Here is a 25,230-nt window from a genome sequence, read left to right as displayed (position 1 = left end):
GCTGTCCCGGCCGGCCCGAGCCGCTGTTTTTTTTGCTGTTCCTGCTGTTTGCCTGAACCTGCCGTACCCTTTTCCACAACCACAACAAAGGAAGGTCATGAAACACGCCATCACGCTTGCCGCCGCTCTGGTCTGCGCCAGCACGCTGTTTGCCACGCCCGCCGCGGCACGCGATACCAAGTACATGCTGCCGTTCAAGGACGTCCTTGAGCTGCCGGAAGCGAAGGAAAAGCTCGACGGTTCCGTCAAGTTCTACCTGGCAGGCGAGAAGACGCCCAAGGTGCTGAACAAGATGGAAAGCGATGTCTCCAACAAGAAGACCAATGGCGTGGGCAAGAGCGACGAGGTGGCCTGCCAGTGGGCCGCACTGTCGGTGCTGGTGGCGTTCCAGGACAAGGCCAAGTCGCTGGGGGCGAATGCGGTGGTGGATATGGCCAGCTACTACAGGAAGAACGAGGTGGCCGACGCTCACGACTTCGAATGTCACGCCGGCGCCGTGGTGGTGGGCGTGGCGATGAAGGGCACCTACGCCAAGGTCGCCGACAAGTAAGCAACAAGTAAGCGACAAGCACGGGACAAGTAAGCGGCCAGGCCCGCTCAGTTGACCTTTTCCAGGGTTGCGCACGCGGTGCGCAGCATGGCCGAGTACCGCTCGAGGTTCGGTTCGATGCGGTACACCGGGCCCGCGATCGAAATGGCATAGCACTCGCCCGATAGCCGGACCGGCCACGCCAGTGCGCCGACATCGGGCATCGACTCGCTCAGGTTGACGAAGGCGCCGCGCTCGCGCGCGCGGCGCAGGTCGGCTTCGAGCGTGGCCGCCGTGGTCAGCGTGCGCGCGGTAAAGCGTGCGAACGGCAATTGCGCCAGCAGCGTGGTGCGCTCGGCGTCGTCCATCATCGCCAGCAGGGCCTTGCCGATGGAATTGGCATGCAGCTCGCGCCGCTCGCCCGCGGTGGCGATATAGCGGATCGCATGCGGCGACTCCAGGACGTCGAGATAGAGCACCGCCTGGCCTTCATGCAGCTTGCCGATCACGATGGTCTCGCCGGTCGCATCGCGCAATTCGCTCATGGTGTCGTGGACGCGGTCGAGCACGGGGTCGTGCCGCGCGATCTGCTGGGCCATCGCCAGCAGGCGGCCGGTGGGGTAATAGCCCTGGCGCCGCCCGGTCTCGTACAGGTAGCCCAGCGACGTCAGCGTGCGGATCAGCGCGAGGCAGCTCGAGGCCGGCACCGCCAGCAGGCGCGCCAGCTCCGATAGCGAGAGCGCGCGCCGCTCGCGCGCAAAGGTCTCGATGATCTCGATGATGCGCAGCGCGGTCTTGACGTTCGTCGCGGGGCTTGCGGTCGGATTGGCGGGCGGCGCCTTGGCTGCCGAGGTAGAGGATTTGGCCATGGATGGGATGGAGCGTCAGCCGCGGATCTCGGCCGCGGCCGGCACCAGCAGGTGGACCAGGCGGCTGACCCCGCGAAAGCCCGTCCAGTCCTCGCCGAGACCGGCCGCACGGATCTGGTCCGCGTGCCGGGCGAAGATCGCCTGCAGCGTGCGCGTCTGCTGGAACGCCAGAATGATACGTGACGGTCTTACTGTTGTATTGAGAATAATGATGTCAGTTGACCAAGCCACACGCCGCCGTGCGCGGCGCACCTCAGGGTTCCCCCCGTTGACGGCGTGATTTTCATATCTATAAAATAAAATTCATAAACATGAAAATTAGCATGCCTTGCGCTGGCATGCACCGTTGGAGACAGCCCACCCCATGACGCAGACCTACTTCGTCCGCACCGAGGACGTCCCCGGCTATCATCCGGCCAATCACATTGGCACGCTCAATCGCCGCATTATCGGCCGCGATAACGTCGGAGCGACCCAGCTCGAAGTCATCCACGGCACCATCGAGCGCGGCAAGGGTGCGCTGCCGCATGCGCATCCGGGCATCGAGCAGGTTTGCTACATCCTCGAAGGGCGTGCACGGGCCGAGGTCAATGGCGAGGTGTGCGAGCTCGGGCCGGGCGAATGCTGTTTCTTTCCCGCCGATGCGATGCATGTCTTTACCGTGATCAGCGAGGAGCCGGTCAAGCTGCTCGTGATCTATGCACCGCCATACGAAGAAGCGCCGGATCGCGTGATTCGCCCGGCGGCATAACGACAGCACTGGAGGAGACCAGCATGCGGAAATTCCATCTGCGGCGCCTGGCGGCGACCGCGGCAACCCTGGCCGTGGCGTTGCCCGCGGCGCTGTTTGCGACCCCGTCCATGGGCAGCGATGCGTATCCGAGCCGGCCGATCCGGCTGGTGGTGCCGTTTGCCGCGGGCAGCGGTACCGATGCGGTAGCGCGCATAACCGCCAAGGAACTTGGCGACGCGCTCGGCCAGAACGTGGTGGTCGACAACCGTCCCGGCGCCAATGGCGCGATCGCGGCAGAGCTGGTGGCGCAGTCCGCGCCCGATGGCTACACGTTGTTCATGACCACCAATACGACGCATTCGGCGAATCCGTCGCTGATGAAGAAGCTGCCCTACGACCCGATCAAGGACTTTACGCCCGTGGCCCGCATGGGCAACCTGCCGTTCATGCTCGTGATCAACCCGAAGCTCCCGGTGAAGTCCGTCGCCGAGCTGATCGCGTACGCCAGGACGCATCCGGGCATGTCGTATGCGAGCGGCAACAGCACCGGCATCGTATCGGGTGCCACCTTCGGTCGCATGGCCGGCATCGATCTGTTGCACGTGCCATACAAGAGCACGCCGCCGGCCATGACCGATGTCATCGCGGGCCAGGTGCCGATGATGTTCGTCGATGTCGCGGCCGGTATTGCCAACGTCAAGGCCGGCAAGATGCGCGCGCTGGCGGTGACCACCGCGCAGCGCAGCCGGCTGCTGCCCGATCTGCCGCCGATCGGCGATACGCCTGAGCTCAAGGGCTTCGACATTACCTCCTGGAACGGCGTATTCGCACCAGCGCGCATGCCCGCGCCGATCGTCGACCGCCTCAACCGCGAGCTGTCGAAGATCGCGGCCAGCAAGGAGGCGGCGCCCAAGTTCGAGGCGCTCGGTTTCGAAGCGTTCGGGCAGTCGCCGCAGCAGTTCGCCGCGTTCGTAAACAGCGAACTGGTCAAGTGGACCCGGCTGGTCAAGGACGCGGGCATTCAGCCCGAGTAGGGCGGGCAAACCAGCGAGCGTAAGGCGCAGCATGAATTTCGAACGAACTCCCGAACAGAACGCCATCGTCGAGGCCGTCGCGCAGCTTTGCGGCGACTTCGGCCCCGACTACTGGGCCGGGCTCGACGCCCGCCACGAGTTTCCGCACGCGTTTCACCAGGCGATGGCGGGCGCGGGCTGGCTCGGCATTGCGATGCCCGAGCAGTATGGCGGCGCGGGGCTCGGCATCACCGAGGCGGCGCTGATCATGCAGACGGTGTCGGCTTCCGGCGCCGGCTTCTCGGGCGCCTCGGCCATCCATATGAACGTGTTCGGCCTGAATCCGGTGGTCGTGTTCGGTACCGAAGCGCAGCAGCAGGCCGCCTTGCCACCGCTGATCGCCGGCCAGGAGAAGGCGTGCTTTGCCGTGACCGAGCCCGATGCCGGGCTCGATACCACGCACCTGAAGACGCAGGCGGTGCGCACCACCGATGGCGCTGCCTATCGCGTGGATGGCCGCAAGATCTGGATTTCGACGGCGCAGGTGGCCACGCGCATGCTGCTGCTGGCGCGCACCACGCCGCTGGAGCAGGTGGCCAAGCCCACCCAGGGGCTGAGCCTGTTCTATACGCGGCTCGACCGCGACCGCGTGGAAGTGCGCGAGATCGACAAGATGGGGCGCGGGGCGGTCGACTCCAACATGCTGTTTATCGACGGCCTGATGGTGCCGGCCGCGGATCGCATCGGCGATGAGGGCAGGGGCTTCGAGTACATCCTGCATGGCCTGAATCCCGAGCGCATCCTGATTGCCGCCGAGGCGGTCGGACTGGGCCGCGCCGCGCTGGACGCCGCCACGCGCTACGCCCGCGAGCGCACCGTGTTCGGCCGTCCGATCGGGCAGAACCAGGGCATCCAGCATCCGCTCGCGCAGGCCTGGATGGCGCTCGAAGCCGCGGACATGATGGTGTGGAAGGCCGCCTGGCTCTATGACCACGGCAAGCCATGCGGCGCGGAAGCCAACGCGGCCAAGTACCTCGCGGCCGAGGCGGCGCACCAGGCCTGCCAGACCGCCGTGCTGACGCTGGGCGGCATGGGCTATGCGCGCGAGTACCACGTCGAGCGCTATCTGCGCGAATCCTATATCCCGCGCATCGCCCCGGTCAGCGCGCAGCTGATCATGTGCCATATCGCCGAGCGCGTGCTCGGGCTGCCCAAATCGTACTAGCGGGCCGGGGTGGACGGAGGGTCGGCGGCGCGCAGTGAAAACGACCCGACAGATTGGCACGCATCGGCACGAATGGCACGAATGGCACGAATGGCACGAATGGCACGGATGGGCCCCGATCCCCGTATCGCCACCGTATCGACATGAGGCCGCATGAAAAAAGCCCCGGATCGAGCGATCCGGGGCCTTCCTCTTGCAGGTTTCCCACGCGCCGCGCCACGAACACCGTGTCGAGCGTGACGCCTTTCAGCGATGAAACACGAAGGCCGTAGGCGCGGCGGTGGCGGTGGATTCTTCCCATCAAGAACCACACCGCGCGATTCTGGGGGACCCTGCCCGTCCGTCCAGGTCGCGGAAATCTTTCGTACTGCCTGTTCTTACGTACTGCCCTTACATACTGCCGGGTGAAGTAAAGCGGTGCCTTCCGGGGCTTGTTGCCAGCGATTCGGGGGTTGCTGCCGGGCTACTGGCGCACTACTTGCCGAGCTCGTGGCCGATCACGCCGCCGACCACCGCGCCACCGACCGTACCGGCCGTGCTGCCGTTGGTCAGTTCATGGCCCGCGTAGCCACCCGCGGCCGCGCCGCCCAAGGTGCAGCCGGACAGTGCCCACATGCATGCGCCCGCGCTGAGCGCCATTGCGATTCGCTTCCACATGATCTGTCTCCTGCAACGTCCTCACACGTCTGCAGAATAGGCGCCCGGACGCGCGTGGCCTCTCCGGCGCCCGCCGATTGAGTTGTAGGAATCGTCGGACGGCAACGCGGGCGGGCGGTCGGCATGTCAAGCGTCGTAGCGCAATGTTTCAGTCGCGCCGCGCCGCTCTCCTCTTCAGGCTCGGCGGTAGTTGCCGATAACCCTTTCAGACGCCGGGGAATGTGCGAGGCCGCGCGCGATTGCGGGTACGATCCGGCGCCCGCGCCGGCGCGCAGGTCCGCCTCTTCCTGCCGTTGTCCGCCTTGCCGGGCCGATTTCCCGTATGCCTTCCGACGCAATCCTGATGATGTCCCCCAGTTACGACGCGCTGCTCGTCCTGTTCTCGCTGCTGGTGGCGACACTGGCTTCGTACACGGCCCTCGATCTCGCGGGCCGCATTGCCAGCGCGCGCGCACGCCAGGCGCAGGCGTGGCTGGCCGGCGGCGCGCTGGCCATGGGCCTGGGGATCTGGTCAATGCATTTCGTCGGCATGCTGGCGTTTCGTCTGCCGATTCCGCTCGGCTACGACGTGGGCATCACCGTGCTGTCGCTCGCCATCGCCGTCGTGGCGTCGGCCTTCGCGCTGCACCTGGTCTGCCAGGAGCACCTGCCGTGGCAACGGTTGCTGATGGGTGCGCTGGTGCTGGGCGGCGCCGTGGCGAGCATGCATTACACAGGGATGGCGGCGCTGCGCATGGATCCTGGTATTTCCTACCATCCGTCGCTGTTTGCGCTGTCGATCCTGATTGCGGTGGCCGCTTCCGGGGCGGCGCTCTGGATTGCCTTCCGGCTGCGCCGCAACATGCCGCGGGTGTATCAGTTACGCATGGGCGCGGCGGTGATCATGGGCGGTGCCATCGCGGCCATGCATTACACCGGCATGGCGGCCGCGCAATTCCCGTCAGGCAGCATCTGCCGCGCCGCCACCACGGGTGTGGACAGCAACGCGCTGGCGCTGCCGATCCTGGTGATCACGGTGTGCGTGCTCGCGGTAGCGCTGATCACGTCGATTCTCGACATGCGGCTCGAGATGCAAACCTCGCTCATGGCCAGGGCGCTCGGCGTGGCTAACCAGGAACTGGAATTCCTCGCGCTGCACGACAAGCTCACGCGCCTGCCCAACCGTGCGCTGCTCGACGACCGCTTCCAGCAGGTGATCCAGGCCAGCGTGCGCCAGCAGGGCCGCTTTGCCGTGCTGTTTGTCGACCTCGACGGCTTCAAGGGGATCAACGATACCTACGGCCACCACGTCGGCGACGCGCTGCTGGTGGAGATTGCCGGCCGGCTGTGTGCCGGCATGCGTTCGGGGGACACCGTTTCACGCGTGGGCGGCGACGAATTCGTGCTGCTGACACGCGTGGACGAGCCCGAGGATGCCGGCGTGGTCGCCGAATCGCTGCTGGCCGCGCTGCGCGAAACCGTGCACGTGGGTGGGCTGGGGTTGCATGTGTCCGCAAGCATCGGCATCGCGCTGCATCCGGCCGACGGCGCCGACCAGGATACGCTGATGACCAATGCGGACGCCGCCATGTACCACGCCAAGGCGAGCGGGCGCAACGCGTACTGCTTCTTCGAACGCTCGATGAACCACCAGGCCCGCGCGCAGCAGACGCTGCTGCAGGACTTGCGCGCCGCGCTCAGGCAGAACCAGCTTCAGCTGCACTACCAGCCCAAGTATTCGGCCGATGGCCAGACGCTGATCGGCGCCGAAGCGCTGCTGCGCTGGAACCACCCCACGCAGGGCCAGCTCATGCCGGACCAGTTCATTTCGCTGGCGGAGAAGACCGGCGCCATCGTCGCCATCGGCAACTGGGTTCTCGACGAGGCGTGCCGCCAGCTATCGGTATGGCACGCGGCGGGGCGCACCTCGTTGTCGATCGCCGTCAACCTGTCGGCGCTGCAGTTCTGTCATGTGGGAATGGTCGATGCGGTGGCGGGGGCGATCGCGCGCCATGGCGTACCGCCGGCGGCGTTGACCCTGGAGATCACGGAAAGCACGGCGATGCGCGACGTGGAGACCAGCCTGGCCATTCTCACGCAACTCGATGACATGGGCGTGCGTATCGCCATCGACGATTTCGGCACGGGCTATTCGAGCCTGCTGCACCTGAAGCGGATTCCCGCCAGCGAGCTCAAGATCGATCGCGGCTTTGTACGGGAACTGGAGGAGGATTCAGAGGACGCGGCCATCGTCTCGGCGATCGTCGCGCTCGGCCGCACCCTGAACCTCAAGGTGGTGGCCGAAGGGGTGGAAACCGCGGCGCAGCAGGCGTTTCTGGCCGGACTCGGCTGCGACGCGTTGCAAGGCTACCTGCTCGGCCGGCCGATGCCTGCCGAGCAGTTCCCGGTGCAGGTCAGCCGCCCTGCGTGAACGGGTCGCGCGTCTCGTGCACCGAGCGGGCGCCATCGGTAAAGGCGCTGCGCGGATCGTGCACGCCGCGGGCGCCGTCGGTAAAGGGGTCGCGCGCGCCGACGCGCGCACCATCGGTATAGGGGTCGGCGGCGCGCGTCGCCGCATTGGCCAGGCCCGCGGTGCCGGCCAGCGTGGCGAGCAACGTGGTGGACAGCAGGACATGTCTGAACGTTCGCATGGTGAGCTCCTTGAAATGGCAAAGCGTGGGGGACGGAGGATCGAAAGCGGGCCGGGCCGGATGCCCGGGCTGCCCTTGTCGATCACGGAGCCAGTTTAGAAATAACGCGCCCACGTCAGCATGACTGCGCGATGACATTGCTGTCATGCCGCAAATCCCGACGGAAAAATTGCAGGAAGCGGGCCCCCTCGGCGTGAAAGTCGCAATCCTGACCCCTCTGACGTGGGGACTGGGGAGCAAACACCCTGTAGAATCCTGTCTGACCCAGCGTCGACCCGCTGGCGCGCGAGCCCGGGGTTCAGCAGGGCTCGTCCCGTGTTCATCCCGGTGTGTCGAGCGAAAACCAACTTGCGCGACAACTAGTTAAGCCAAAACCGGGCCGCCTCCGTCCAAGTTTTTCATCGGCCAGCCCGTGCGTGGCGGCCCATCACAAAAGTCATGTCCGAGTCCGAATCAGCCAAGCAAGCCGCCGTGACCTGGATCCACGAGCAGATGGATCGCCATGGTCTGACCTTCGACGATCTGGTCGAGGCAGGCTGTTTTGCCCATCTGGAGGGCGACGAGGGCGCTGACGGCCATGAGGGCCTGGAAGGCCACGAGGGCCACGAAGGCCGCGGCGGCCATGAGCCTCGCGACAGCGAGGCCGCGGGAGCAGCCACGCCGGCCCGCGCCACGCCGTTGTACCGCAACGCGATGGGGCAGACGTGGGACGGTACCGGGGAATATCCGGACTGGCTGCAACGCGCGGTCAACGCCGGCCAGTCGATCGATTTCTATCGCGTCGACTGAGCGTCGACTGAGCGTCGGCATGCCGGCGCGCGCGCCGGGGATCGCATGGAAACGTTGCGCGTTCAGGTTGCACGTTCAGGTTGCGCGTTCAGCGCGGACCGGACCGGTGCGACGGACGCACCGCGCGGTGTCAGCAGGCGCGGGCAGGCAACCGTTCGGCCGTGGGAGGCGCCAGGAGGGAAGCATAGCTGGCGAAGATAGCCGGAGCGGCCAGGGGGGCGACGTGGCGCTGGTGCATCAGTGCCACGGCGGGAATTTCCGGCAGCGGCATCGCGCTGGCGGCACAGGACGGGCATGCGCTGCAACTGCCCGCGACGTGTTGGGTGGCATGGCGGCCACCATGGTGCGCGCCGTGAGGCATGGCGCCTTCGCCAGGATGGCCAGTGGCGTCACGCCACTGCGGCAGGTCTTCGGCGGCATCGACAGCCGATGCGTGCGCCGGCGTGGCACAGTGCGCGCGGCCCGCTTCGAGCTCGGCTTCGGCTTCCGCCTTGATCGCCGCGTGCCGTTCGGGCATCGACAGGCCCACCGCCTCGATCTTGCTGCAAACCATCATGACAGCCGCTGCGGCACCCTGGGTGGGCAACGCGAACATGGCAAGACATAACAGGAAGCTGGCGGACAGTCGTTTCATGAGGCCGGGGCCGGATAGTGAATCAAAGGGCGTCAAAGGGCGGCGCGATCAAGAATGGAATCGAGGATTGGCGCGCACGAGCGGTCGGTAACGGTAACGGTAGCGGTAGCCCAATCGCGTGTTGGCGCAATCGGCGCAATCGGCGCAATCGGCGCAATCGGCGTAGTCGGACCGCCTGATCGGATCCTCTGAGGGCGCCCCGCATCGCCGCGCCATGCGAATTTGCGGGATTGTACTGTCTTTGCCGCGTCGCGGCTGCCACGGCGACGTGACATTTTTGCAATGTTTTGCCGGACGGGCCGATCCTCGGCTATCGTGCTGTTCCGAACAATGGAAGACAGGGGCGGCACGGCGAGCCGTCCCGGAGTGATTGGCCATGCGCATCCTGATCGTGGAAGACGAGCCCAAGGCAGGCGATTACCTGCTCAAGGGACTGACCGAGTCCGGCTTTGTGGCGGACCTCGCGCGCGATGGCATCGACGGCCTGGCCCATGCACGCGGCCAGCACTACGACCTGATCGTGCTCGACGTCATGCTGCCCGGGGTGGACGGCTGGCAGGTCTTGCGCGAATTGCGCCGCGACAAGGACAACAAGGACACCCCGGTACTGTGCCTGACCGCCCGCGACGAACTGACCGACCGCCTCAAGGGCCTGGAGCTCGGCGCCGACGACTATATGGTCAAGCCGTTCGCGTTTGCCGAACTGGTCATGCGCATCCGCACCATCCTGCGGCGCGGGCCGCTGCGTGAAAGCGAGTTCATGGAGGTGGCGGACCTGCAGATCGACGCCATCCGCCGCCGCGTCACGCGCGCCGGTCAGCGCATCGACCTTACCTCGAAGGAATTCGCGCTGCTGCAACTGCTGGCGCGCCGGCGCGGCGAGGTGCTGTCGCGCTCGCTGATCGCCTCCCAGGTGTGGGACATGAACTTCGACAGCAATACCAATGTGGTCGATGTCTCGATCCGGCGGCTGCGTGCCAAGGTCGACGACCCGTTTCCGCACAAGCTGATCCATACGCGCCGCGGCATGGGTTACGTGCTCGACGACGTCGAGGAAGAATGAGCCCCTCGCGCGGCTGGCTGCGTGCCTGGGTGCGACTGCACCTGTCCTCGCTCACGGCGCGGCTTGCGCTGGCCTATGGCCTGACCACGGTGGCGATCCTGGTCGGCGTGGCCGCGTACCTGTCCAGCGCGCTGGAAAGCCAGCTGCAGGGCCATGCCGACAGCGAGCTCGTGAGCGAGGTTCTGCGCGTACGTCACCTGCTGCGCGAGGTGGAAAGCGAGACCGAGATCCGTGCCGATACGCATCGCTTTGCCGATATCGCGATGGGGCACGAGGGCCTGATCCTGGTCGTGCGCACACGCGACGGCGAGCCGCTGATCACGCTCAATCCGCGCAATGAGATCCTGCCGCGCCTGCGCGTGCATGGCGTCTCGGTTACGCCCGACCGCTCGATGCTCGAATCGTGGCGGCCTTCCAGCGGCGCGCCGTCACGCGGTCTGGCGGCGCTCGGCGAGGTGGGGCATACCGGCCGCACCGTCGAGATTCTCGCGTTGAGCGATGCCGGCTCGCGCGTGACGCTGATGCGCGAATATCGCAACCAGCTGCTCGGCGCCACGCTGTGCGGCGCCATCGTGGCGGCGGCGCTGGGCTTTCTGCTCGCGCGGCGCGGCCTGCTGCCGCTGCGGCGCATGGCCGATGACGCCGCCGCCGTGACCACCAGCCGCCTGGCCACGCGACTCGATGTGGGCAACGCCCCAGCCGAGTTGCGCGAGCTGGCCGGCGCGCTCAACGACATGCTGGCCCGCCTGCAGGACAGCTTTACGCGGTTATCCACCTTTTCGGCCGACCTGGCGCACGACTTCCGCACGCCCATCAGCAATCTGGTCGGGCAGACCCAGGTCACGCTCGCGCAGCGGCGCAGTCCGGCCGAGTACCAGGCGCTGCTCGAATCGAACCTGGAGGAATACGAGCGGCTGGCACGCATGATCGAGAACATGCTGTTTCTCGCGCGCGCGGATCATGCGCAGGTGGCGCTCGACCAGAAGTCGCTCGATGCGCGTGCGGAGCTCGACAAGGTGGCGGAATATTTCGATGCCGTGGCCGCCGAGCGCGACCTCACGCTCACCATTACGGGCGCCGCGACCGTGCATGCCGATCAGACGCTGCTGCGGCGCGCCATTACCAATCTGCTCGACAATGCCTTGCGTCATGCGCCGGCGGGCACTACGGTGAAGCTTGCGGTCCTGCGAGCGCGCTCGGGTCACACCGATATCCGCATCGCCAATGCCGGCCCCCCGATTGCCACGGAGGCCTTGCCGCACCTGTTCGGCCGGTTTTTCCGCGCCGATCCGTCGCGCCGCAATTCGGCGACCTCGACCGGCCTCGGGCTGGCCATCGTCGATACCATCATGCGGCTGCATGGCGGCAGCGTCACCGTACGCAGTCAGGAAGGGCAGACCGAATTCGAGCTCCAGTTTCCTGACGATGCGCCCGGCCGCAAGGCCGTTGCCACGTAAGCACGCGCACGGATGCCGGCAAGTCGATGCCGGCAAGTTGGGGAACGTAATGCAAGGCCGCGCCATGCGGCCCGTCGAACAAAGGAGATGACAGCATGGATGTACAGCCGTATCTGAACTTTGGTGGACGCTTTGACGAAGCCATGGCGTTCTATGGCAAGGTGCTCGGCGCCAGCGTGACATTCCTGATGCGCTTCAAGGACACGCCGCAGGGCGACCATCCCACCGCGCCCGAGTGGGCCGACAAGGTCATGCACGCCAATGTCACCATTGGCAACAACCAGATCATGGCGTCCGACGGCATGATGGGCGAGGCACCCGCGTTCGCGGGGTTCTCGATGTCCGTGAGCGGTGTGCCCAAGGCCGAGGGAGAACGCATTTTCCAGGCGCTTGCCGAGGGCGGCCAGGTGACCGTACCGTTCCAGAAGACCTTCTGGGCCGAGGGTTTCGGCATGGTAACGGACCGTTTCGGCCTGATGTGGATGGTCAATTGCGAGCAGTGACGGGATTGCCGCGCTTGACTCTGTAGCCGCTACAGGGTCTTCAATGCCAGACAGGACACAAGCAAACGGAACCTGGAATGGCTCGCCACCCTGCTGACGGTCAAGCAAACGACTACCCGCATTCCCGCCACGATACCGCGTGTGAGCACGATCATGCCCATGGCGGCGCCCCCCACGGCCACGACCATGGCCATGACCACGATGCGCACGATGACCACGGCCATGGCCCTGGCGACGATGTGCACGCCCATGGCCATCATCACGATCACGATCACGGCCACGCGCACCCGGGCCACACCCACGCACCTGTTGTCACCGCTGCCACCGCTGCCGCCGCTGCCGCCGCGCCGGCGTGCTGCGGTGGTGGCTGTGGCGCTGCCGCGACGCTGACGTCGCCCCGTGCGCCGCTGGCGGCCCCGTCCGGCACGCGGGCCGCGCGTTATCGCATCGACGCGATGGACTGCCCCACCGAGGAAACGCTGATCCGCAACAAGCTTGGCGGCATGGCCGGCGTGTCGGCGCTCGATTTCAACCTGATGCAACGGATCCTGACCGTGCATCACACCCTCGATGCCACCGACGTTCTGGTGCGGGCTATCGGCACCCTTGGCATGAAGGCGGAACCGCTGCCGGCCGGGGCGGACGCCGCGTCCGAGGCGGAGGCCGACCGTGCCGCGCCCGCGGCATCGTGGTGGCCGCTGGCCGTGGCCGGCGTGACCGCGCTCGGGGCCGAGGCGGCCGAGTGGTTCGGCATTGCCACGCCGTGGCTGCCGGCCGCCCTGGCGTTGGCGACCATCGCCATCGCCGGTCTCGGCGTCTATCGCAAGGGCTGGATCGCGGTCCGCAATGGCAACCTCAATATCAACGCCCTGATGAGTATCGCGGTCACCGGCGCCATGCTGATCGGGCAGTGGCCGGAAGCGGCCATGGTCATGGTGCTGTTTGCGCTGGCCGAGCGCATCGAGGCGGCTTCGCTCGATCGCGCGCGCAATGCCATTCGCGGGCTGATGGCGATGGCGCCCGAGCAGGCCACCGTGCGCCAGCCCGATGGGGCCTGGCAGGCGGTGCCCGCGCGCGCGGTGGCGGTCGGTGCGCTGGTGCGCTTGCGGCCCGGTGAGCGCGTCGCGCTCGATGGCCGGGTGGTGCGCGGGCAATCGGCACTCGACCAGGCGCCCATTACCGGCGAAAGCGTGCCGGTCGACAAGAGCGCGGGAGATCCGCTCTATGCGGGCTCGATCAACCAGTCGGGCGAACTCGAATATGAGGTGACGGCGCCGGCCAGCGACTCCACGCTTGCCCGTATCATCCACGCCGTGGAGGCCGCGCAGGGCAGCCGCGCGCCGACGCAACGCTTTGTCGACCGATTTGCCCGCATCTATACGCCGGCGGTGTTTGCGATTGCACTCGCGGTGGCGGCGGTGCCGCCGTTGTGGATGGGCGGGGCATGGCATGCATGGATCTACAAGGCGCTGGTGCTGCTGGTAATTGCCTGTCCGTGCGCGCTGGTGATCTCGACCCCGGTGACGATCGTCAGCGGCCTCGCCGCCGCGGCCCGCCGCGGCATCCTGATCAAGGGCGGCGTCTATCTGGAGCAGGGCCGCCAGCTGGCCTGGCTGGCGCTCGACAAGACCGGCACACTTACGCACGGCAAGCCCGCGCAGACCGATATGGCGAGCCTGGTGGACCCCGCGGGCAGCGGTGCGGATGCCGGTCTTGCCGCCGGGGCCAACGGCACTGACGAAGCCACCGGCGCCCATCCGGACGCCGCCTATGCGCGCATGGTGGCCGCCAGTCTGGCCGCGCGCTCGGATCATCCGGTCTCGCGCGCCGTGGCCGATGCCGCGCGCGCCGACGGTGTCGTGACGCGCGAGGTAAGCGAATTCGAGGCACTGGCCGGGCAGGGCGTGCGCGGCCGTGTCGACGGCACGCTGTATTGTCTCGGCAATCACCGCCTGATCCACGATATGGGCGCATGCTCGCCCGCGCTGGAGGCGCGGCTGGAGGCGATCGAACGCCAGGGCAAGACGATCGTGCTGCTGGCCAGCATGGCGGACAAGCCGGCCGTGACGATGCTGTTCGGCGTGGCCGATACGGTGCGCGAGACCAGCCGCCAGGCGATTGCCGAACTGCATGCGCTGGGCATCCGCACGCTGATGCTGTCGGGCGATAACCCGCATACCGCCAGCGCCATCGGCAACGAGGTCGGTATCGACGAGGTGCGCGGCAACCAGATGCCGCAGGACAAGGCCGATGCGATCGCGGCGCTGTCCGCGCAGGTGCGCACGCATGGGCAACAGGTGGCGATGGTCGGCGATGGCATCAACGATGCGCCGGCACTGGCGCGCGCGGATATCGGCTTTGCGATGGGCGCGGCCGGCACCGATACCGCCATCGAGACCGCCGACGTGGCGCTGATGGACGACGACTTGCGCAAGATCCCGACCTTCGTGCGGCTGTCGCGCCGGACCTCCGCAATCCTGCGTCAGAACATCGCGCTTGCGCTGGGCATCAAGGCCGTGTTTCTCGTGCTGACGGTGATGGACATGGGCACGATGTGGATGGCGGTGTTCGCCGATATGGGCGCGAGCCTGCTGGTGGTGTTCAACGGCTTGCGCTTGACCCGGCAGCGCGTGTAATACGCGGCGCGTCGCAGTGCCGGTGCTGCGGCGGCGCCGGCAGGGCGCCAGCGCCGAGTCGGGCCCGCGACGTCTACGCGCCGGGCTGCACGATCAGCTCGCCGCTGCGGCCGGCGATCTCGCCCCAGGTGACCGGCAGCACCGGCAGCGTGCTGCGGTCGAGATGGCGGTACCACGTCGCCATCGAGACCAGCTCATGCCCCTGCGCGCGCCAGCCGGCCAGCAGCTTCTCGAATACCGGCGCGAGCTTGCCGCCCTCCAGCTCGGTATGAAGCGTGAATACGTGGTCCTGCGGATCGGCTTCCGTCAGGCGCAGGATGGCGGTGTGCACGTTGTCCTCGGTCATGCCGTCCACGCCGATCAGCTCGTCGAGCGTGGGCAGCGTGGTCGGCATCTGCACATGCCGGCAGGCCACGCCGTCGACACTCGGAATATACGGCGTCACGCCGCGTCCGTCCGACGCGTAGGCCATGCCCCAGTCGTCGATCTGGCGGAACGCATCGTCGTTCATCTGCCAGCCGGCGGCGCCGTGGGTCGGCGGCGGCTCGCCGAAGATATCGACGAAGCGATCGAATGCATTCTGCATCTGGCGGCGCGTCCACGCGGCATCGCGCGCGCGGACGTTGTCCTGCCAGTAGACGTGGTCCCAGGTATGGATGCCACACTCATGGCCGGCCGCGCCCGCCGCGCGCATTTCGGCGGCAGCCTTGCGGCCGATATCGGGCCCGGGCAGCAGCACGCCATACATCAGCGTGCGCACGCCATAGAGCGATACCACCGAGGTGCGCGAGACCTTTTTCAGGAAGCCGGGCCGGAACACCCGGCGCAGCGCCCAGCCCGTATGGTCCGGGCCCAGGCTGTAGAGAAAGGTTGCCTGCGCCTGCACGGCGGACAGCATCGACAGCAGCCGCGGCACCCCTTCGCGGGTGCCGCGCAGGGTATCGACATCGACCTTGAGCGCGATCCGGGCCATGTCAGTGGGTCGAGTCGACCAGCGTGCGCGCTTCCACCACCTTGCCGCGGTACGCCTCGAAGATGCGGCGCAGCGCGTCTTCCATGCTGACCTCGGGCTTCCAGCCGAGCTCGCTGATGGTGTTCTCGATCTTCGGCACGCGGTGCTGCACGTCCTGGTAGCCCTTGCCGTAGAAGTCGCCCGACGAGGTCTCGACGATGCGGGTCTGGCGTGCGTGGTCGGCGTATTCGGGATACTCGGCGGCCATCTTCAGCATCATCTCGGCAAGCTCGCGCACCGAGTGGATATTGGCCGGGTTGCCGATATTGAAGATCTTGCCGCTGGCCACGCCGTCCTTGTTATCGATGATCTGCATCAGCGCGCTGATGCCATCGGAAATATCGGCAAAGGCGCGTTTCTGCGCGCCGCCGTCGACCAGCTTGATCGGCTCGCCGCGCACGATATGGCCGAGGAACTGCGTGACCACGCGCGAGGAGCCTTCCTTCGATTCGAAGATCGAGTCGAGGCCGGCGCCGATCCAGTTGAACGGGCGGAACAGCGTGTAGTTGAGGCCTTCTTCCATGCCGTAGGCATGGATCACGCGGTCCATCAGCTGCTTGGAGCACGCATAGATCCAGCGCGGCTTGTTGATCGGGCCGTACACCAGCGGCGAGGCTTCCGGATCGAATTCGTCGTCGGCGCACATGCCGTAGACCTCGGAGGTCGAGGGGAACACCAGGTGCTTGCGGTACTTCACGGCCGCGCGCACGATCGGCAGGTTGGCCTCGAAGTCGAGTTCGAACACGCGCAGCGGATGGCGCACGTAGGTGGCCGGCGTGGCGATGGCCACCAGCGGCAGTACCACATCGCACTTGCGGATGTTGTACTCGATCCATTCCTTGTTGATGGTGATGTCACCCTCGAAGAAATGCATGCGCGGATGGTTCACCAGGTCGCCCAGGCGGTCCGACGACATATCCATGCCGTAGACCTCCCACTGCGTGGTTTCGAGGATGCGGCGCGTCAGGTGGTGGCCGATGAAGCCATTGACGCCAAGAATCAGGACCTTTTTCATCGGTTGTCTTCCTTGGGCAGAGCAGTCATAAAGGATGCGAATTCGGAGGGGGCGATGGCGGCCGCGGCGCTGGCGGCATCGCTGGCCAGCAGCGTGTGGATCTCGATCAGGCCACCGTCGCCGCAGGCGCCGACGATGCGGCCATCGTGCACGTGCAGGCCGGGCGCCAGGGTGCCGACCGCACCCGTACGGGCGCGGCGCGCGCGTGCGACCACAAAGCGGCGCCCGCCCAGATCGGTGAAGGCGCCCGGATAGGGCGGCGCCACCGCGCGGATCAGGTTGTACACCTCGGCGGCCGGACGCTGCCAGTCGATACGGCCATCCTCGGGTTTGCGGCCCGAGAAATAGCTGCCGGCCTCGAGCCGGTTCGGATGGCGCGGCGTGGTGCCTGCCAATATTGCCGGCAGCGCGCGCCACAGGGTCTGTTCGGCGGCCACCGTGACTTTCTCGAAGACCTGACCCGCGGTATCGTCGGGCAGGATCGGTACGGCGGTCTGGTCGACGATAAAGCCGGCATCGGGCCTGGCTTCCATCGCGTGGAGCGTGGCGCCGGTTTCGGTCTCGCCGCGCAGCACCGCCCAGTTCACCGGTACGCGGCCGCGATACTTCGGCAGCAGCGACCCGTGCATGTTGAAGGCGCCGGCGGGCGCGAGTTCCAGCAATGCCGGCGGGATCATCGCGCGGTAGTAGAACGAGAAGATGATGTCCGGCGCGGCGTCGCGCACGACCGCCATCAGCGCGGGATCGTGCGGATCCTCGCCGTAGACGAACGGCACGCCGAGCTCCGCGGCGGTATCGGCCACGCGTTCGAACCAGATGTTCTCGTCGGCACGGTCGCGATGCGTGACCACCAGTGCAATCTCCACGCCGCGCGCGTGCAGCACGCGCAGGCAGCGATCGCCGACGTTATGGTAGGCAAAGACTACCGCGCGCACGATGCCGCCTCCGGGTTGCTGGCGCCGGCGCGCACGTCGCGCTCGAGCACGGCCTGGATGCGGTAGCGCGGGCGGTCGCGCACTTCCTGGTAGATGCGGCCGACGTATTCGCCGAGCAGGCCGATGCCGAACAGCATGATGCCGACCAGGAAGAAGTTGAGGGCGAACAGGGTGAACACACCCTGGACTTCCGAGCCGAGCAGGAAGCGCCGTACCAGCAGTACCACGAACAGGCCGGCCGAGGACAGCGACAGCAATGTGCCGATGGCGGAGAACCACTGCAGCGGCACGATCGAGAAGCCGGTGACCAGGTCGAAGTTCAGGCGGATCAGCTGGTACAGCGAATACTTCGATTCCCCCGCATGGCGCTGTTCGTGCCCCACCTCGATCTCGATCGGATTCGAGGCAAAGGTATAGGCCAGTGCCGGAATGAAGGTGTTGACCTCCCGGCATGCGTTGATGGTATCGATGACATTGCGGTCGTACGCACGCAGCATGCAGCCCTGGTCCGTCATGCGGATCTTGGTGATCTTCTCGCGCAGGCGGTTCATCGCGCGCGAGGCATAGCGGCGGAACGCGGTGTCGTTGCGCTGGCGGCGGATGGTGCCGACGTAGTCGTGGCCCTCGCGCATTTTCTCCACCAGGCGCGGGATTTCCTCGGGCGGATTCTGCAGGTCGGCGTCGAGCGTGATGACGATGCGGCCGCGCGTATGCTCGAAGCCCGCCAGGATCGCCATATGCTGGCCGAAGTTGCCGTTGAACAGGATCACGCGCGTCACGTCCGGGCGCTGGTGGAACTGCGCGGCCAGCATCTGCGGCGAGCGGTCGGCGCTGCCGTCGTTGATGAAGATGACTTCATACGACGTGGCCATGCCGTCGAGCGCCGGATACAGGCGGTCGAACAGCGCCTGCAGTCCGTCTTCCTCGTTGTAGACCGGAATGACGACCGAGACTTCGACCGGGCTTAGTGAGAGAGGCGTTTGCATGTTTCGGTGAAGATTTCGCATACTCGCTCCACGTCGGCAGGTTGCATCGCAGGGAAGAGGGGCAGCGTGACGATGCCGCGGCCGATGCGCTCGGCGTGCGGCAGCATCCCCTCGCGCCAGCCCAGGGAACGGTAATAGGTAAACAGGTGTACCGGCGGGTAATGCACGCCGGTGCCGATGCCGCGCTCGCGCATGGCTTCCATCAGGCGCTTGCGCGCTTCCGCCGGGCCGCCGGCCATGCGCTCGGTGGGCAGCACCACCTGGAACATATGCCAGTTGGTGGTGGCGGCTTCGCCGTCGCGGGGCAGCGGCAGTTCCACGCCAAGCTCCGCCATGCCGTTGGCGGCGGCGCAGCGGAAGTACGTCTCGGCAAGCATCGCGCGCCGCGTGGTGATGGCGTCGAGCTTGGCCAGCTGCTGCAGGCCGATGGCCGCGTTGACATCGGTCAGGTTGAACTTGCCGCCGGGCTCCTCCACGTCCATGCCGTCCATGCCGGTACGGATCACCCCCTGGAGGCGCAGGCGCTCGGCGCGTTGCGCTTCCTCGGGCGAGTTCATGACGAGGCAACCGCCCTCGATGGTGGTGATGTTCTTGTTGGCCTGGAAGCTGAAGCTGGCGAGGTCGCCAAAGGCGCCGATGCGCTGGCCGCGCCAGCGCGCGTCGATGGCCTGTGCCGCGTCCTCGATCACGCGCAGCCCGTGGCGCGCGGCGATCGCGTAGAGGCGGTCCATGTCGACCGGCAGGCCCGACAGATACACCGGCATGATGGCGCGTGTGCGCGGCGTGATGGCCGCTTCCACCGCGTCCAGATCGAGGTTGCGCGTGCGCGGGTCCACGTCGACGAACACCGGCCGCGCGCCCACGGTCAGCACGACATTGGCCGTCGCGACCCACGTGATCGGCGTGGTAATGACTTCGTCGCCGGGGCCGATATCGGCGATGCGCAGCGCGATCTCCATCGTCGCCGAACCATTGGCGAACGTGCGCACCGGCCGGCCACCGAACAGATCGGACAGGGCAGACTCGAACGCCTGCATCTTCGGGCCGGAAGTGATCCATCCGGAAGCCAGCACCTTGCCGACCTCGGCGATGGCCGCGCCGTCGATGTCGGGCCGGACGAACGGCAGGAATTCCTGGGCGGGTGAAGCAGTCATGGTCGTTCCTAGGAGCGGGCGATCAGGAAGACGCCAGCCAGTATCAGCAGGATGCCGGCCACGCGCAAGGGGCCGATCATTTCGCCAAACAGCCACCAGGCGGCCAGCGCGTTGACCACGTACCCGAGCGACAGCATCGGATAGGCGATCGAGACGTCGACGCGGGACAGACCGATGATCCAGACGCCCACGCTGACCACATACAGCGTAAGTCCGCCCAGCACGGGCCATTGCGTCAGCACCCGGCAGGCGGTGGACAGCAGCGTGGCGCGGTCGAGCGTGATGGCGCCGACCGCGTTGACGCCGGCCTTGAGCAGCAATTGCGCGCAGGCGTTGAGCAGCACGCCCGTAAAGATGAAGGCAAAGGTCGAAAGCGTCATGGCGCGGGTTTCGTCTCCTGGGGCGTTGCCTGCGCGGGCTGGCCCGGCGGCGGAAAATTGCTGACGACGACGCGGCGCACATCGCGTGCCACCACGTACATCGGGACCTGGGCCGCGCGCAGGCTGTCGTACGTGTCGGGCGACATGATACCGACCGCTGGCTGGCCATCCTGCCACCGGGCAATGAAAGCCTTCATGGTGGGGATCCAGCGGTCCGGTGCCTGTGCGATACCGAACTCAAGTTCATCGGGATGTTCCACCATGGTCAGCGTATGCCGCAGGTAGAACGGCAGCGTGTGGTCGAGCACGCCCACGCCATAGAGCGGCATGTCGTCCTTGAGCACCGCGCGGATTGCGGGTACCAGATCCACGCCGGAGGCGCGGCGCCCCATGACCTCGTGGCCCAGCAGCGCCACCGTGCAGCACAGGTACAGCGCCATGGCATAGGCCGTGATGCTCGGGAACAGGCCGCGCGAACGCAGCAGGCGACGCGCCACGATCATGCCCACCAGCAGCACGAGAAAGGCCGCGCCCACCCAGAGCGCGAACGCGCGATAGACCTCGTTGGGTGTGGTGGGCTTGTCGAGCGTGGCGACGTATGGCGTGGCGATCAGGCCGACCACCGCCAGCGCCAGCATGGCGTTGACCTGCCGTTGCCACGAGCGCTCGTTGATATGGTCGAGCGCAATGCCCGCCAGCATGGCCAGCGCGGGGAAGATCGGCACGATATAGCCGGGCAGCTTGGAGCCCGACAGGCTGAAGAAGGCGAAGATGGCGAAGGCCCATAGGGCCGCCATCAAGGCCGGCTGGAACGGCTTGCCGGCGGCGCCGCGCACTGCGCCGGCGCGCTCGCGCACCTCGGTCCACATGCGCGGGGTGAGTCCCAGCCACGGCAGGAAGCCGGCCACCACGAGCGGCACGAAATACCAGATCGTGCCCTTGCGTTCGTGCACCGTGGACGTGTAGCGGTCCCAGTGCTCGTGAATGAAGAAGAAGTGGGCAAATTCGGGATTCCGCGCATCGATCAGCCAGAACCACGGCACCGTGACGATCAGCATCGCGATGACGCCGCCGGGCAGATGCAGGCGCCGCCAGAGACCGACGTCGCGCGTGACGAGGGTGTACACCACCAGCACCAGGCCGGGCAGGACCAGGCCGACCAGGCCCTTGGTCAGTACGGCCACGCCCATTGCGACCCAGCACGCGAGCATCCAGTTGCGGCGTGCGGCCGGGGTGGCGTCCGGATGCTGGGCCAGCAGCATGAAGGCGAGCACGCAGGCCAGCGCGCCGGACAGCGTCATGTCGAGCGAATTGAAGTGGCCGGCCACGCTCCACATCGGCGCGGCCACCAGCGCCAGGCCGGTCAGCACGGCCACGCGCGGACCGAACCAGCGCGCCGCGGCCAGCATCGACGCGGCCAGGCCGACGATGCCCGACAGTGCCACGCACAGCCGGGCCTGCCAGTCGCCCACGCCGAACAGCGTATAGGCGATGGAGGTCACCCACAGGTGAAAGGGCGGCTTCTCGAAGTATTTGAGGTCGTTGTAGCGGATCGTCACCCAGTCTCCGCTCATGAACATCTCGCGCGAGATCTCGGCGTAGCGGCCTTCGTCCGGGCGCAGCAGGTGGCGGGCGTCGAGCGTGCCAAACCAGACCAGCAGGATCGCGATGGCGACCATGGCAATCATGCCGACGGGCAGCCCGGCTAGGCGCGAGGGCGAGGAACTGCGCATAGATCTCCTGGAAGGGGCCGGCCATGGACAAGGCCGGCAGGTGGCAAGCCACGCACAACGCGGCAGGCCCGAATCTGGTGGACAACGGGGGGTGCTGCAACATGAGAACGGCGCCGTGCGCCTCGGTTCCCATCCCGCGAACCCGTGCGCCATCAGCCGGGCCGGGGCCTGGGCCGAACCGCCTGGGCCAAACTGCGCGGGCGCGCAATGTTAGCACGAGCGCATGCCGCGACCGGCATGCCATCGACCCGCGCGCGCGGGGTGCCGAGCCGAGGCGCGCGGGGCGAGCGCCGGGCCATCCCACCGCTTGAACCCATATTCGGCAAGCCGTTTTCAGGCAATACTGATGGTATTCGCCTGGGCAGCATGCCAGGCAACAGGATTGCCTACCGGCTTGTCTCCACCTTCAACGCCTGCCCCGGCGTGCATTCAGTCGCAAGAAGTGATGAAAACGGCACTATATCAATGGCCAGTCGTGCTGGCGTGCCTCGCCAGCCCTGCCATGGCCCAGGTCGCCGCGCCAGCGAACGCCAACCCGCCGGTGGAATCGGCGGCACCGATGCCGGCCGGCGCGGTGCTGTGCGATGCGCCGTGGTTCCGTTCCGGCTCGCGCGTGCAGATGGAGGGGGACGGGGATATGCCGATGTCCATCACCATGACGCTGCGTGACGTCATGCGTTGGAGCACCGGCTGCAGCGCCCAGCTGGAAGTGCGCTCGAAGTCGGCCCTGTCCGCGCTGATGGGGCCGCCGGTGATCATGGAGCAGATGCACGAGATCAATATTGACCGGCGCGGCGCCCACAGCAAGACCAGCATCGACAGCCGCAACGCCGTCATCAATGCCCGCGCCCGGTACGCGCGCATGTTTGGCGAGGCGGCGTTCCGCGGCAGCGGCGTGTTCAACTACGCCGGGCTCGATATCAAGGAGGGGGCGGAACTGGAAGGCGAGACCTTTCGCTCCAGCGTCGCGCTGAAGATCTATCCGCTGTCGTCCGACGAGGTGGTCGGCACCATGCAGGCGCTCTATGCGTCGATCATCGTGAGCTCGCGCCATGTGGGCCGCAAGCAGATGATCGATACCGTGATGGGGCGCAAGGAATGCCTGCCGATTACCTATGAGAAACGGACCTCGCTGGGCCCGTTGCAGGTGGGTGACGATGTGCTGCAGGTCGAGCCGAGCGTGCTGCGCGTGACCGACTGGTACTGCCCCGCCGAGGCCTTCGTGCTCCGCACCGAGATCCGGCAGAACAACCGCGTGCAACGGATCGACGTGACGTCGCTGGAGATCGATCCGGCCGCGGCGGGAGAGTAGGCCCGGCTTATTCCGTCACCACGTCCGACGGGTGCTTCCACGCCCGCAGGACTTCCGCGGACGGCGCCAGCGCGAGGTTGGTGCCGCGCGCGCCGATCGGTTGCTGGAACCAGCGCTTCTGCAGCGCGGCGGCGTCCGGCCCGGCAAAGGTCGCGGCTAGCGTCTGGTCCACCACCTGCTTCCACTCCGGATCGGCCTTCGACAGCATCAGCGCGTTCTGCTCCACCGACAGCGCGGGGCCGACGATCACAAACTGCGACGGGTCCCTGGACTTGGCGCGCAGCCCGGCCAGCAGCACGTCGTCCATCACGAACGCCTGCGCCCGGCCGGACTCCAGCATCAGGAACGATTCGCCATGATCCTTGGCGTAGATGTCCCGGTAGCCGTACTGGCCCTTGAGCCGGCGTACATGGCGGTCGCCGGTCGAGCCGGCGCTGGTGACCACGGTCTTGCCGCGCAGGTCTTCCAACGAATGGATACCCGAGTCCGCACGCACCAGCATGCGGACCGTGGAAACGTAATGCGACACGCTGAACGCCACCTGCTTCTGGCGCTCGAGCGTATTGGTGTTGGGCGCGCAGTCGAGGTCCACCAGGCCGTTGACCACGGCGGGCACGCGGTTCTGCGGCGTGAGCGGCAGCCAGCGCACCTTGATGGTCTTCAGGCCGAGCTTGTGCCGTGCCGCCTCCGCCGCGCGCAGGCACAGGTCCACGGCGTAGCCGGCAGGCTGACCCTTGTCGTCGGCAAACGAGAACGGCAGGGCGGATTCGCGGTAACCGAGCGTGATCACGCCGGTACTGCGGATCTTGTCGAGCACGGGGCTGTCCGCGTGAGCGGCAAGCGGGACCAGCGCGGAGATGGCAACCGCAGCGGTGGCCAGTACGCGTTTCAGGAGGTGGGAGAGGGCGGGCGAAGACATGAATGCGGGAACCTTGCGAAAAAAGCAAGGGTAAACCCCGGTGCCGCCCAGCCGAACGACATTCTGGTGATATGCAAATGCAAGCACGCCAACGCAAGCACGCCAACGCAAGCATGCCAATGCACGCGTGCGCCGCGATCTGAACGCGATCCACGCCAACGCTGCCCTGCCGGTCTCTGTCGGGGCCTCGCTACAGGTAGACCAGCGAGAACGTCGCCGAGCCATCGAGGTGGACCGGCGCATCCAAGGGCGGCAGATCCGCTGCCGGCAGCACGAACGCCTCGACCTTGAGCGGCTGTGTGACGCTGCGGTAGGCTGCCGGCGCCTGTCCGCTGCTTGTGGCCCAGCTTTGCAGTACGCCGCCATCGGGACGCAATGCCCGTAGCGGCGGCGCGTCCCATGTCTTGCCCTTGTCCGATGAACTGACGATATGCACCGTGCCCTGGTCGCTGGTGACCGGGTTGAGCATGGTAACGAGATAAGCCCCCAACTTCTTGCCGCCGACGAGCCCCAGACCAAAGCCGTACACGCCCGATGACGGCAGGCTCGCCGTGCCGACCCGGTTGTCGGTGATGGTGAAGCCGACACGGGTGGCCACGTCGCAGCTGATCAGCAGGTTGACATTATGAATACCCAGGCTGGTGATCTTCGTCTGCTTGGCGAGATGCGGGCCGGAGATGACGCCGTAGTCGACCTGACCGTTGCCGGACAGCAGGATATTGCATGCCGATGGCCGGATCATCCCCGTGACCGCGAGGTCGGCCGTATCGGCGGCTACGGCATGGCCAGACACCGCAATCAGGGTGGCGCCGATCAGGGTGGCGCCAGCCTTGCGTGCGGCTGCGCGCCCGCGGCGCCAGCCGCGCAGGCGGACGGGAAGCGCCGGATGCAGCGGATGCAGCGGATGCAGGGCATGCGCGGCGTGCGCGGCGTCCAGGGAAGGGGTGTAGCGAGCAGTTGTCATGTCGACCCAACGCAATAGGAAGAAGAGCCGCCAATTGTGATAATTCGCACCGCCAAGCAACATCGCCGGCTGCCGAATTTTG

The 25,230-nt window shown here is 66.8% G+C and carries 26 protein-coding genes; 12 read left to right on the top strand and 14 right to left on the bottom strand.

The genetic code is table 11. The features are described 5' to 3' along the window. The first annotated feature begins 97 nt into the window (after positions 1–97). Positions 98–550, top strand: a complete 453-nt coding sequence (locus DFLDMN_RS26550) for an excinuclease ATPase subunit (RefSeq protein ID WP_423198726.1) — start codon at positions 98–100, stop codon at positions 548–550. Between the two features lie 47 nt (positions 551–597). Here DFLDMN_RS26550 and DFLDMN_RS26545 read toward each other — a convergent pair whose 3' ends face one another. Continuing rightward, positions 598–1,398, bottom strand: coding sequence for an IclR family transcriptional regulator (locus DFLDMN_RS26545; protein WP_423198725.1), 801 nt, complete (start codon positions 1,396–1,398; stop codon positions 598–600). A gap of 15 nt (positions 1,399–1,413) precedes the next feature. Further along, positions 1,414–1,650: a hypothetical protein gene (locus tag DFLDMN_RS26540; protein ID WP_423198724.1), complete on the bottom strand. Its 237-nt coding sequence runs from the start codon at positions 1,648–1,650 to the stop codon at positions 1,414–1,416. Between the two features lie 112 nt (positions 1,651–1,762). On the opposite strand from DFLDMN_RS26540, the gene DFLDMN_RS26535 reads away from it, so the two are divergent. The 3 genes from DFLDMN_RS26535 to DFLDMN_RS26525 are packed head-to-tail and all read left to right on the top strand — an operon-like array spanning position 1,763 to position 4,369. After that, positions 1,763–2,149 (top strand): cupin domain-containing protein, encoded by a 387-nt coding sequence (locus DFLDMN_RS26535; RefSeq protein WP_423198723.1) that lies wholly within the window; start codon positions 1,763–1,765, stop codon positions 2,147–2,149. 23 nt (positions 2,150–2,172) lie between these two features. Next, complete coding sequence (locus tag DFLDMN_RS26530; protein WP_423198722.1) at positions 2,173–3,165, top strand: Bug family tripartite tricarboxylate transporter substrate binding protein; 993 nt, start codon at positions 2,173–2,175, stop codon at positions 3,163–3,165. Between the two features lie 31 nt (positions 3,166–3,196). Then, a complete protein-coding gene (locus tag DFLDMN_RS26525; protein ID WP_423198721.1) occupies positions 3,197–4,369 on the top strand; it encodes an acyl-CoA dehydrogenase family protein in 1,173 nt (390 codons plus the stop codon). 474 nt (positions 4,370–4,843) lie between these two features. Here the strand turns inward: DFLDMN_RS26525 and DFLDMN_RS26520 are convergent, their stop codons facing one another. Beyond that, complete coding sequence (locus tag DFLDMN_RS26520; RefSeq protein WP_423198720.1) at positions 4,844–5,026, bottom strand: glycine zipper 2TM domain-containing protein; 183 nt, start codon at positions 5,024–5,026, stop codon at positions 4,844–4,846. A 343-nt stretch (positions 5,027–5,369) separates the two neighbouring features. Between DFLDMN_RS26520 and DFLDMN_RS26515 the strand changes: the two genes are divergently transcribed. Next, a complete protein-coding gene (locus DFLDMN_RS26515) occupies positions 5,370–7,436 on the top strand; it encodes a putative bifunctional diguanylate cyclase/phosphodiesterase (protein WP_423200585.1) in 2,067 nt (688 codons plus the stop codon). On the opposite strand, the gene DFLDMN_RS26510 is transcribed toward DFLDMN_RS26515, so the two are convergent. Beyond that, positions 7,420–7,656 carry a copper resistance protein CopQ gene (locus DFLDMN_RS26510; protein ID WP_423198719.1) on the bottom strand — a complete coding sequence of 79 codons (237 nt, stop codon included), beginning with the start codon at positions 7,654–7,656 and terminating at the stop codon, positions 7,420–7,422. The genes DFLDMN_RS26515 and DFLDMN_RS26510 overlap by 17 nt on opposite strands. 438 nt (positions 7,657–8,094) lie before the next feature. Between DFLDMN_RS26510 and DFLDMN_RS26505 the strand changes: the two genes are divergently transcribed. Then, positions 8,095–8,445 carry a histone-like nucleoid-structuring protein gene (locus DFLDMN_RS26505; RefSeq protein ID WP_423198718.1) on the top strand — a complete coding sequence of 117 codons (351 nt, stop codon included), beginning with the start codon at positions 8,095–8,097 and terminating at the stop codon, positions 8,443–8,445. Between the two features lie 130 nt (positions 8,446–8,575). Here the strand turns inward: DFLDMN_RS26505 and DFLDMN_RS26500 are convergent, their stop codons facing one another. Continuing rightward, positions 8,576–9,079, bottom strand: coding sequence for a hypothetical protein (locus DFLDMN_RS26500; RefSeq protein WP_423198717.1), 504 nt, complete (start codon positions 9,077–9,079; stop codon positions 8,576–8,578). A 376-nt stretch (positions 9,080–9,455) separates the two neighbouring features. On the opposite strand from DFLDMN_RS26500, the gene DFLDMN_RS26495 reads away from it, so the two are divergent. The 5 genes from DFLDMN_RS26495 (at position 9,456) to DFLDMN_RS26475 (ending at position 14,738) form a co-directional block, all read left to right on the top strand. Beyond that, the gene (locus DFLDMN_RS26495) at positions 9,456–10,142 is read left to right on the top strand and encodes a heavy metal response regulator transcription factor (protein WP_423198716.1); all 687 of its coding nucleotides are present in this window, start codon (positions 9,456–9,458) and stop codon (positions 10,140–10,142) included. After that, on the top strand, positions 10,139–11,599 hold the full coding sequence (locus DFLDMN_RS26490; protein WP_423198715.1) for a heavy metal sensor histidine kinase: 1,461 nt from the start codon (positions 10,139–10,141) through the stop codon (positions 11,597–11,599). The genes DFLDMN_RS26495 and DFLDMN_RS26490 overlap by 4 nt, the downstream gene beginning before the upstream one ends. A 95-nt stretch (positions 11,600–11,694) precedes the next feature. Next, complete coding sequence (locus DFLDMN_RS26485) at positions 11,695–12,102, top strand: VOC family protein (RefSeq protein WP_423198714.1); 408 nt, start codon at positions 11,695–11,697, stop codon at positions 12,100–12,102. A gap of 141 nt (positions 12,103–12,243) precedes the next feature. Beyond that, positions 12,244–12,492 (top strand): hypothetical protein, encoded by a 249-nt coding sequence (locus tag DFLDMN_RS26480; RefSeq protein ID WP_423198713.1) that lies wholly within the window; start codon positions 12,244–12,246, stop codon positions 12,490–12,492. 65 nt (positions 12,493–12,557) lie between these two features. Continuing rightward, positions 12,558–14,738, top strand: a complete 2,181-nt coding sequence (locus tag DFLDMN_RS26475) for a heavy metal translocating P-type ATPase (protein WP_423198712.1) — start codon at positions 12,558–12,560, stop codon at positions 14,736–14,738. 73 nt (positions 14,739–14,811) lie between these two features. Here DFLDMN_RS26475 and DFLDMN_RS26470 read toward each other — a convergent pair whose 3' ends face one another. From DFLDMN_RS26470 to DFLDMN_RS26440, 7 genes are read right to left on the bottom strand one after another with little or no spacing between them, the layout of a single operon-like run. Beyond that, positions 14,812–15,711: a polysaccharide deacetylase family protein gene (locus tag DFLDMN_RS26470; protein WP_423198711.1), complete on the bottom strand. Its 900-nt coding sequence runs from the start codon at positions 15,709–15,711 to the stop codon at positions 14,812–14,814. A gap of 1 nt (position 15,712) precedes the next feature. Then, positions 15,713–16,765 carry a bifunctional UDP-4-keto-pentose/UDP-xylose synthase gene (locus DFLDMN_RS26465; protein WP_423198710.1) on the bottom strand — a complete coding sequence of 351 codons (1,053 nt, stop codon included), beginning with the start codon at positions 16,763–16,765 and terminating at the stop codon, positions 15,713–15,715. Beyond that, positions 16,762–17,700, bottom strand: coding sequence for a formyltransferase (locus DFLDMN_RS26460; protein WP_423198709.1), 939 nt, complete (start codon positions 17,698–17,700; stop codon positions 16,762–16,764). The genes DFLDMN_RS26465 and DFLDMN_RS26460 overlap by 4 nt, the downstream gene beginning before the upstream one ends. Then, positions 17,688–18,686: a glycosyltransferase gene (locus tag DFLDMN_RS26455; RefSeq protein WP_423198708.1), complete on the bottom strand. Its 999-nt coding sequence runs from the start codon at positions 18,684–18,686 to the stop codon at positions 17,688–17,690. Before DFLDMN_RS26455 ends, DFLDMN_RS26460 begins: the two co-directional genes overlap by 13 nt. After that, the gene (locus DFLDMN_RS26450; RefSeq protein ID WP_423198707.1) at positions 18,665–19,840 is read right to left on the bottom strand and encodes a DegT/DnrJ/EryC1/StrS family aminotransferase; all 1,176 of its coding nucleotides are present in this window, start codon (positions 19,838–19,840) and stop codon (positions 18,665–18,667) included. Before DFLDMN_RS26450 ends, DFLDMN_RS26455 begins: the two co-directional genes overlap by 22 nt. 8 nt (positions 19,841–19,848) lie before the next feature. Beyond that, a complete protein-coding gene (locus DFLDMN_RS26445) occupies positions 19,849–20,220 on the bottom strand; it encodes a DMT family transporter (RefSeq protein WP_423198706.1) in 372 nt (123 codons plus the stop codon). Then, on the bottom strand, positions 20,217–21,953 hold the full coding sequence (locus DFLDMN_RS26440; protein ID WP_423198705.1) for a glycosyltransferase family 39 protein: 1,737 nt from the start codon (positions 21,951–21,953) through the stop codon (positions 20,217–20,219). Before DFLDMN_RS26440 ends, DFLDMN_RS26445 begins: the two co-directional genes overlap by 4 nt. A gap of 445 nt (positions 21,954–22,398) precedes the next feature. Here DFLDMN_RS26440 and DFLDMN_RS26435 point away from each other — a divergent pair, with 445 nt between their 5' ends. Then, positions 22,399–23,265, top strand: coding sequence for a hypothetical protein (locus DFLDMN_RS26435; RefSeq protein WP_423198704.1), 867 nt, complete (start codon positions 22,399–22,401; stop codon positions 23,263–23,265). Between the two features lie 7 nt (positions 23,266–23,272). Here DFLDMN_RS26435 and DFLDMN_RS26430 read toward each other — a convergent pair whose 3' ends face one another. Both DFLDMN_RS26430 and DFLDMN_RS26425 read right to left on the bottom strand, forming a co-directional pair. Beyond that, positions 23,273–24,184, bottom strand: coding sequence for an amino acid ABC transporter substrate-binding protein (locus DFLDMN_RS26430; RefSeq protein WP_423198703.1), 912 nt, complete (start codon positions 24,182–24,184; stop codon positions 23,273–23,275). 190 nt (positions 24,185–24,374) lie between these two features. Further along, positions 24,375–25,211, bottom strand: a complete 837-nt coding sequence (locus DFLDMN_RS26425; RefSeq protein WP_423198702.1) for a DUF1120 domain-containing protein — start codon at positions 25,209–25,211, stop codon at positions 24,375–24,377. Between the last annotated feature and the right edge of the window lie 19 nt (positions 25,212–25,230).

The organism is Cupriavidus sp. H19C3, assembly GCF_049393815.1.
Taxonomy (GTDB): domain Bacteria; phylum Pseudomonadota; class Gammaproteobacteria; order Burkholderiales; family Burkholderiaceae; genus Cupriavidus.
This window is presented reverse-complemented; position numbering and strand designations above follow the sequence as displayed.

Excerpts from the sequence above, each read along its gene's own strand:
- DFLDMN_RS26550 (WP_423198726.1), top strand. The coding sequence starts at position 98 with ATGAAACACGCCATCACGCTTGCCGCCGCTCTGGTCTGCGCCAGCACG.
- DFLDMN_RS26545 (WP_423198725.1), bottom strand. The coding sequence starts at position 1,398 with ATGGCCAAATCCTCTACCTCGGCAGCCAAGGCGCCGCCCGCCAATCCG.
- DFLDMN_RS26535 (WP_423198723.1), top strand. The coding sequence starts at position 1,763 with ATGACGCAGACCTACTTCGTCCGCACCGAGGACGTCCCCGGCTATCAT.
- DFLDMN_RS26530 (WP_423198722.1), top strand. The coding sequence starts at position 2,173 with ATGCGGAAATTCCATCTGCGGCGCCTGGCGGCGACCGCGGCAACCCTG.
- DFLDMN_RS26525 (WP_423198721.1), top strand. The coding sequence starts at position 3,197 with ATGAATTTCGAACGAACTCCCGAACAGAACGCCATCGTCGAGGCCGTC.
- DFLDMN_RS26520 (WP_423198720.1), bottom strand. The coding sequence starts at position 5,026 with ATGTGGAAGCGAATCGCAATGGCGCTCAGCGCGGGCGCATGCATGTGG.
- DFLDMN_RS26515 (WP_423200585.1), top strand. The coding sequence starts at position 5,370 with ATGATGTCCCCCAGTTACGACGCGCTGCTCGTCCTGTTCTCGCTGCTG.
- DFLDMN_RS26510 (WP_423198719.1), bottom strand. The coding sequence starts at position 7,656 with ATGCGAACGTTCAGACATGTCCTGCTGTCCACCACGTTGCTCGCCACG.
- DFLDMN_RS26505 (WP_423198718.1), top strand. The coding sequence starts at position 8,095 with ATGTCCGAGTCCGAATCAGCCAAGCAAGCCGCCGTGACCTGGATCCAC.
- DFLDMN_RS26500 (WP_423198717.1), bottom strand. The coding sequence starts at position 9,079 with ATGAAACGACTGTCCGCCAGCTTCCTGTTATGTCTTGCCATGTTCGCG.
- DFLDMN_RS26495 (WP_423198716.1), top strand. The coding sequence starts at position 9,456 with ATGCGCATCCTGATCGTGGAAGACGAGCCCAAGGCAGGCGATTACCTG.
- DFLDMN_RS26490 (WP_423198715.1), top strand. The coding sequence starts at position 10,139 with ATGAGCCCCTCGCGCGGCTGGCTGCGTGCCTGGGTGCGACTGCACCTG.
- DFLDMN_RS26485 (WP_423198714.1), top strand. The coding sequence starts at position 11,695 with ATGGATGTACAGCCGTATCTGAACTTTGGTGGACGCTTTGACGAAGCC.
- DFLDMN_RS26475 (WP_423198712.1), top strand. The coding sequence starts at position 12,558 with ATGGACTGCCCCACCGAGGAAACGCTGATCCGCAACAAGCTTGGCGGC.
- DFLDMN_RS26470 (WP_423198711.1), bottom strand. The coding sequence starts at position 15,711 with ATGGCCCGGATCGCGCTCAAGGTCGATGTCGATACCCTGCGCGGCACC.
- DFLDMN_RS26465 (WP_423198710.1), bottom strand. The coding sequence starts at position 16,765 with ATGAAAAAGGTCCTGATTCTTGGCGTCAATGGCTTCATCGGCCACCAC.
- DFLDMN_RS26455 (WP_423198708.1), bottom strand. The coding sequence starts at position 18,686 with ATGCAAACGCCTCTCTCACTAAGCCCGGTCGAAGTCTCGGTCGTCATT.
- DFLDMN_RS26450 (WP_423198707.1), bottom strand. The coding sequence starts at position 19,840 with ATGACTGCTTCACCCGCCCAGGAATTCCTGCCGTTCGTCCGGCCCGAC.
- DFLDMN_RS26445 (WP_423198706.1), bottom strand. The coding sequence starts at position 20,220 with ATGACGCTTTCGACCTTTGCCTTCATCTTTACGGGCGTGCTGCTCAAC.
- DFLDMN_RS26440 (WP_423198705.1), bottom strand. The coding sequence starts at position 21,953 with ATGCGCAGTTCCTCGCCCTCGCGCCTAGCCGGGCTGCCCGTCGGCATG.
- DFLDMN_RS26435 (WP_423198704.1), top strand. The coding sequence starts at position 22,399 with ATGAAAACGGCACTATATCAATGGCCAGTCGTGCTGGCGTGCCTCGCC.
- DFLDMN_RS26430 (WP_423198703.1), bottom strand. The coding sequence starts at position 24,184 with ATGTCTTCGCCCGCCCTCTCCCACCTCCTGAAACGCGTACTGGCCACC.
- DFLDMN_RS26425 (WP_423198702.1), bottom strand. The coding sequence starts at position 25,211 with ATGTTGCTTGGCGGTGCGAATTATCACAATTGGCGGCTCTTCTTCCTA.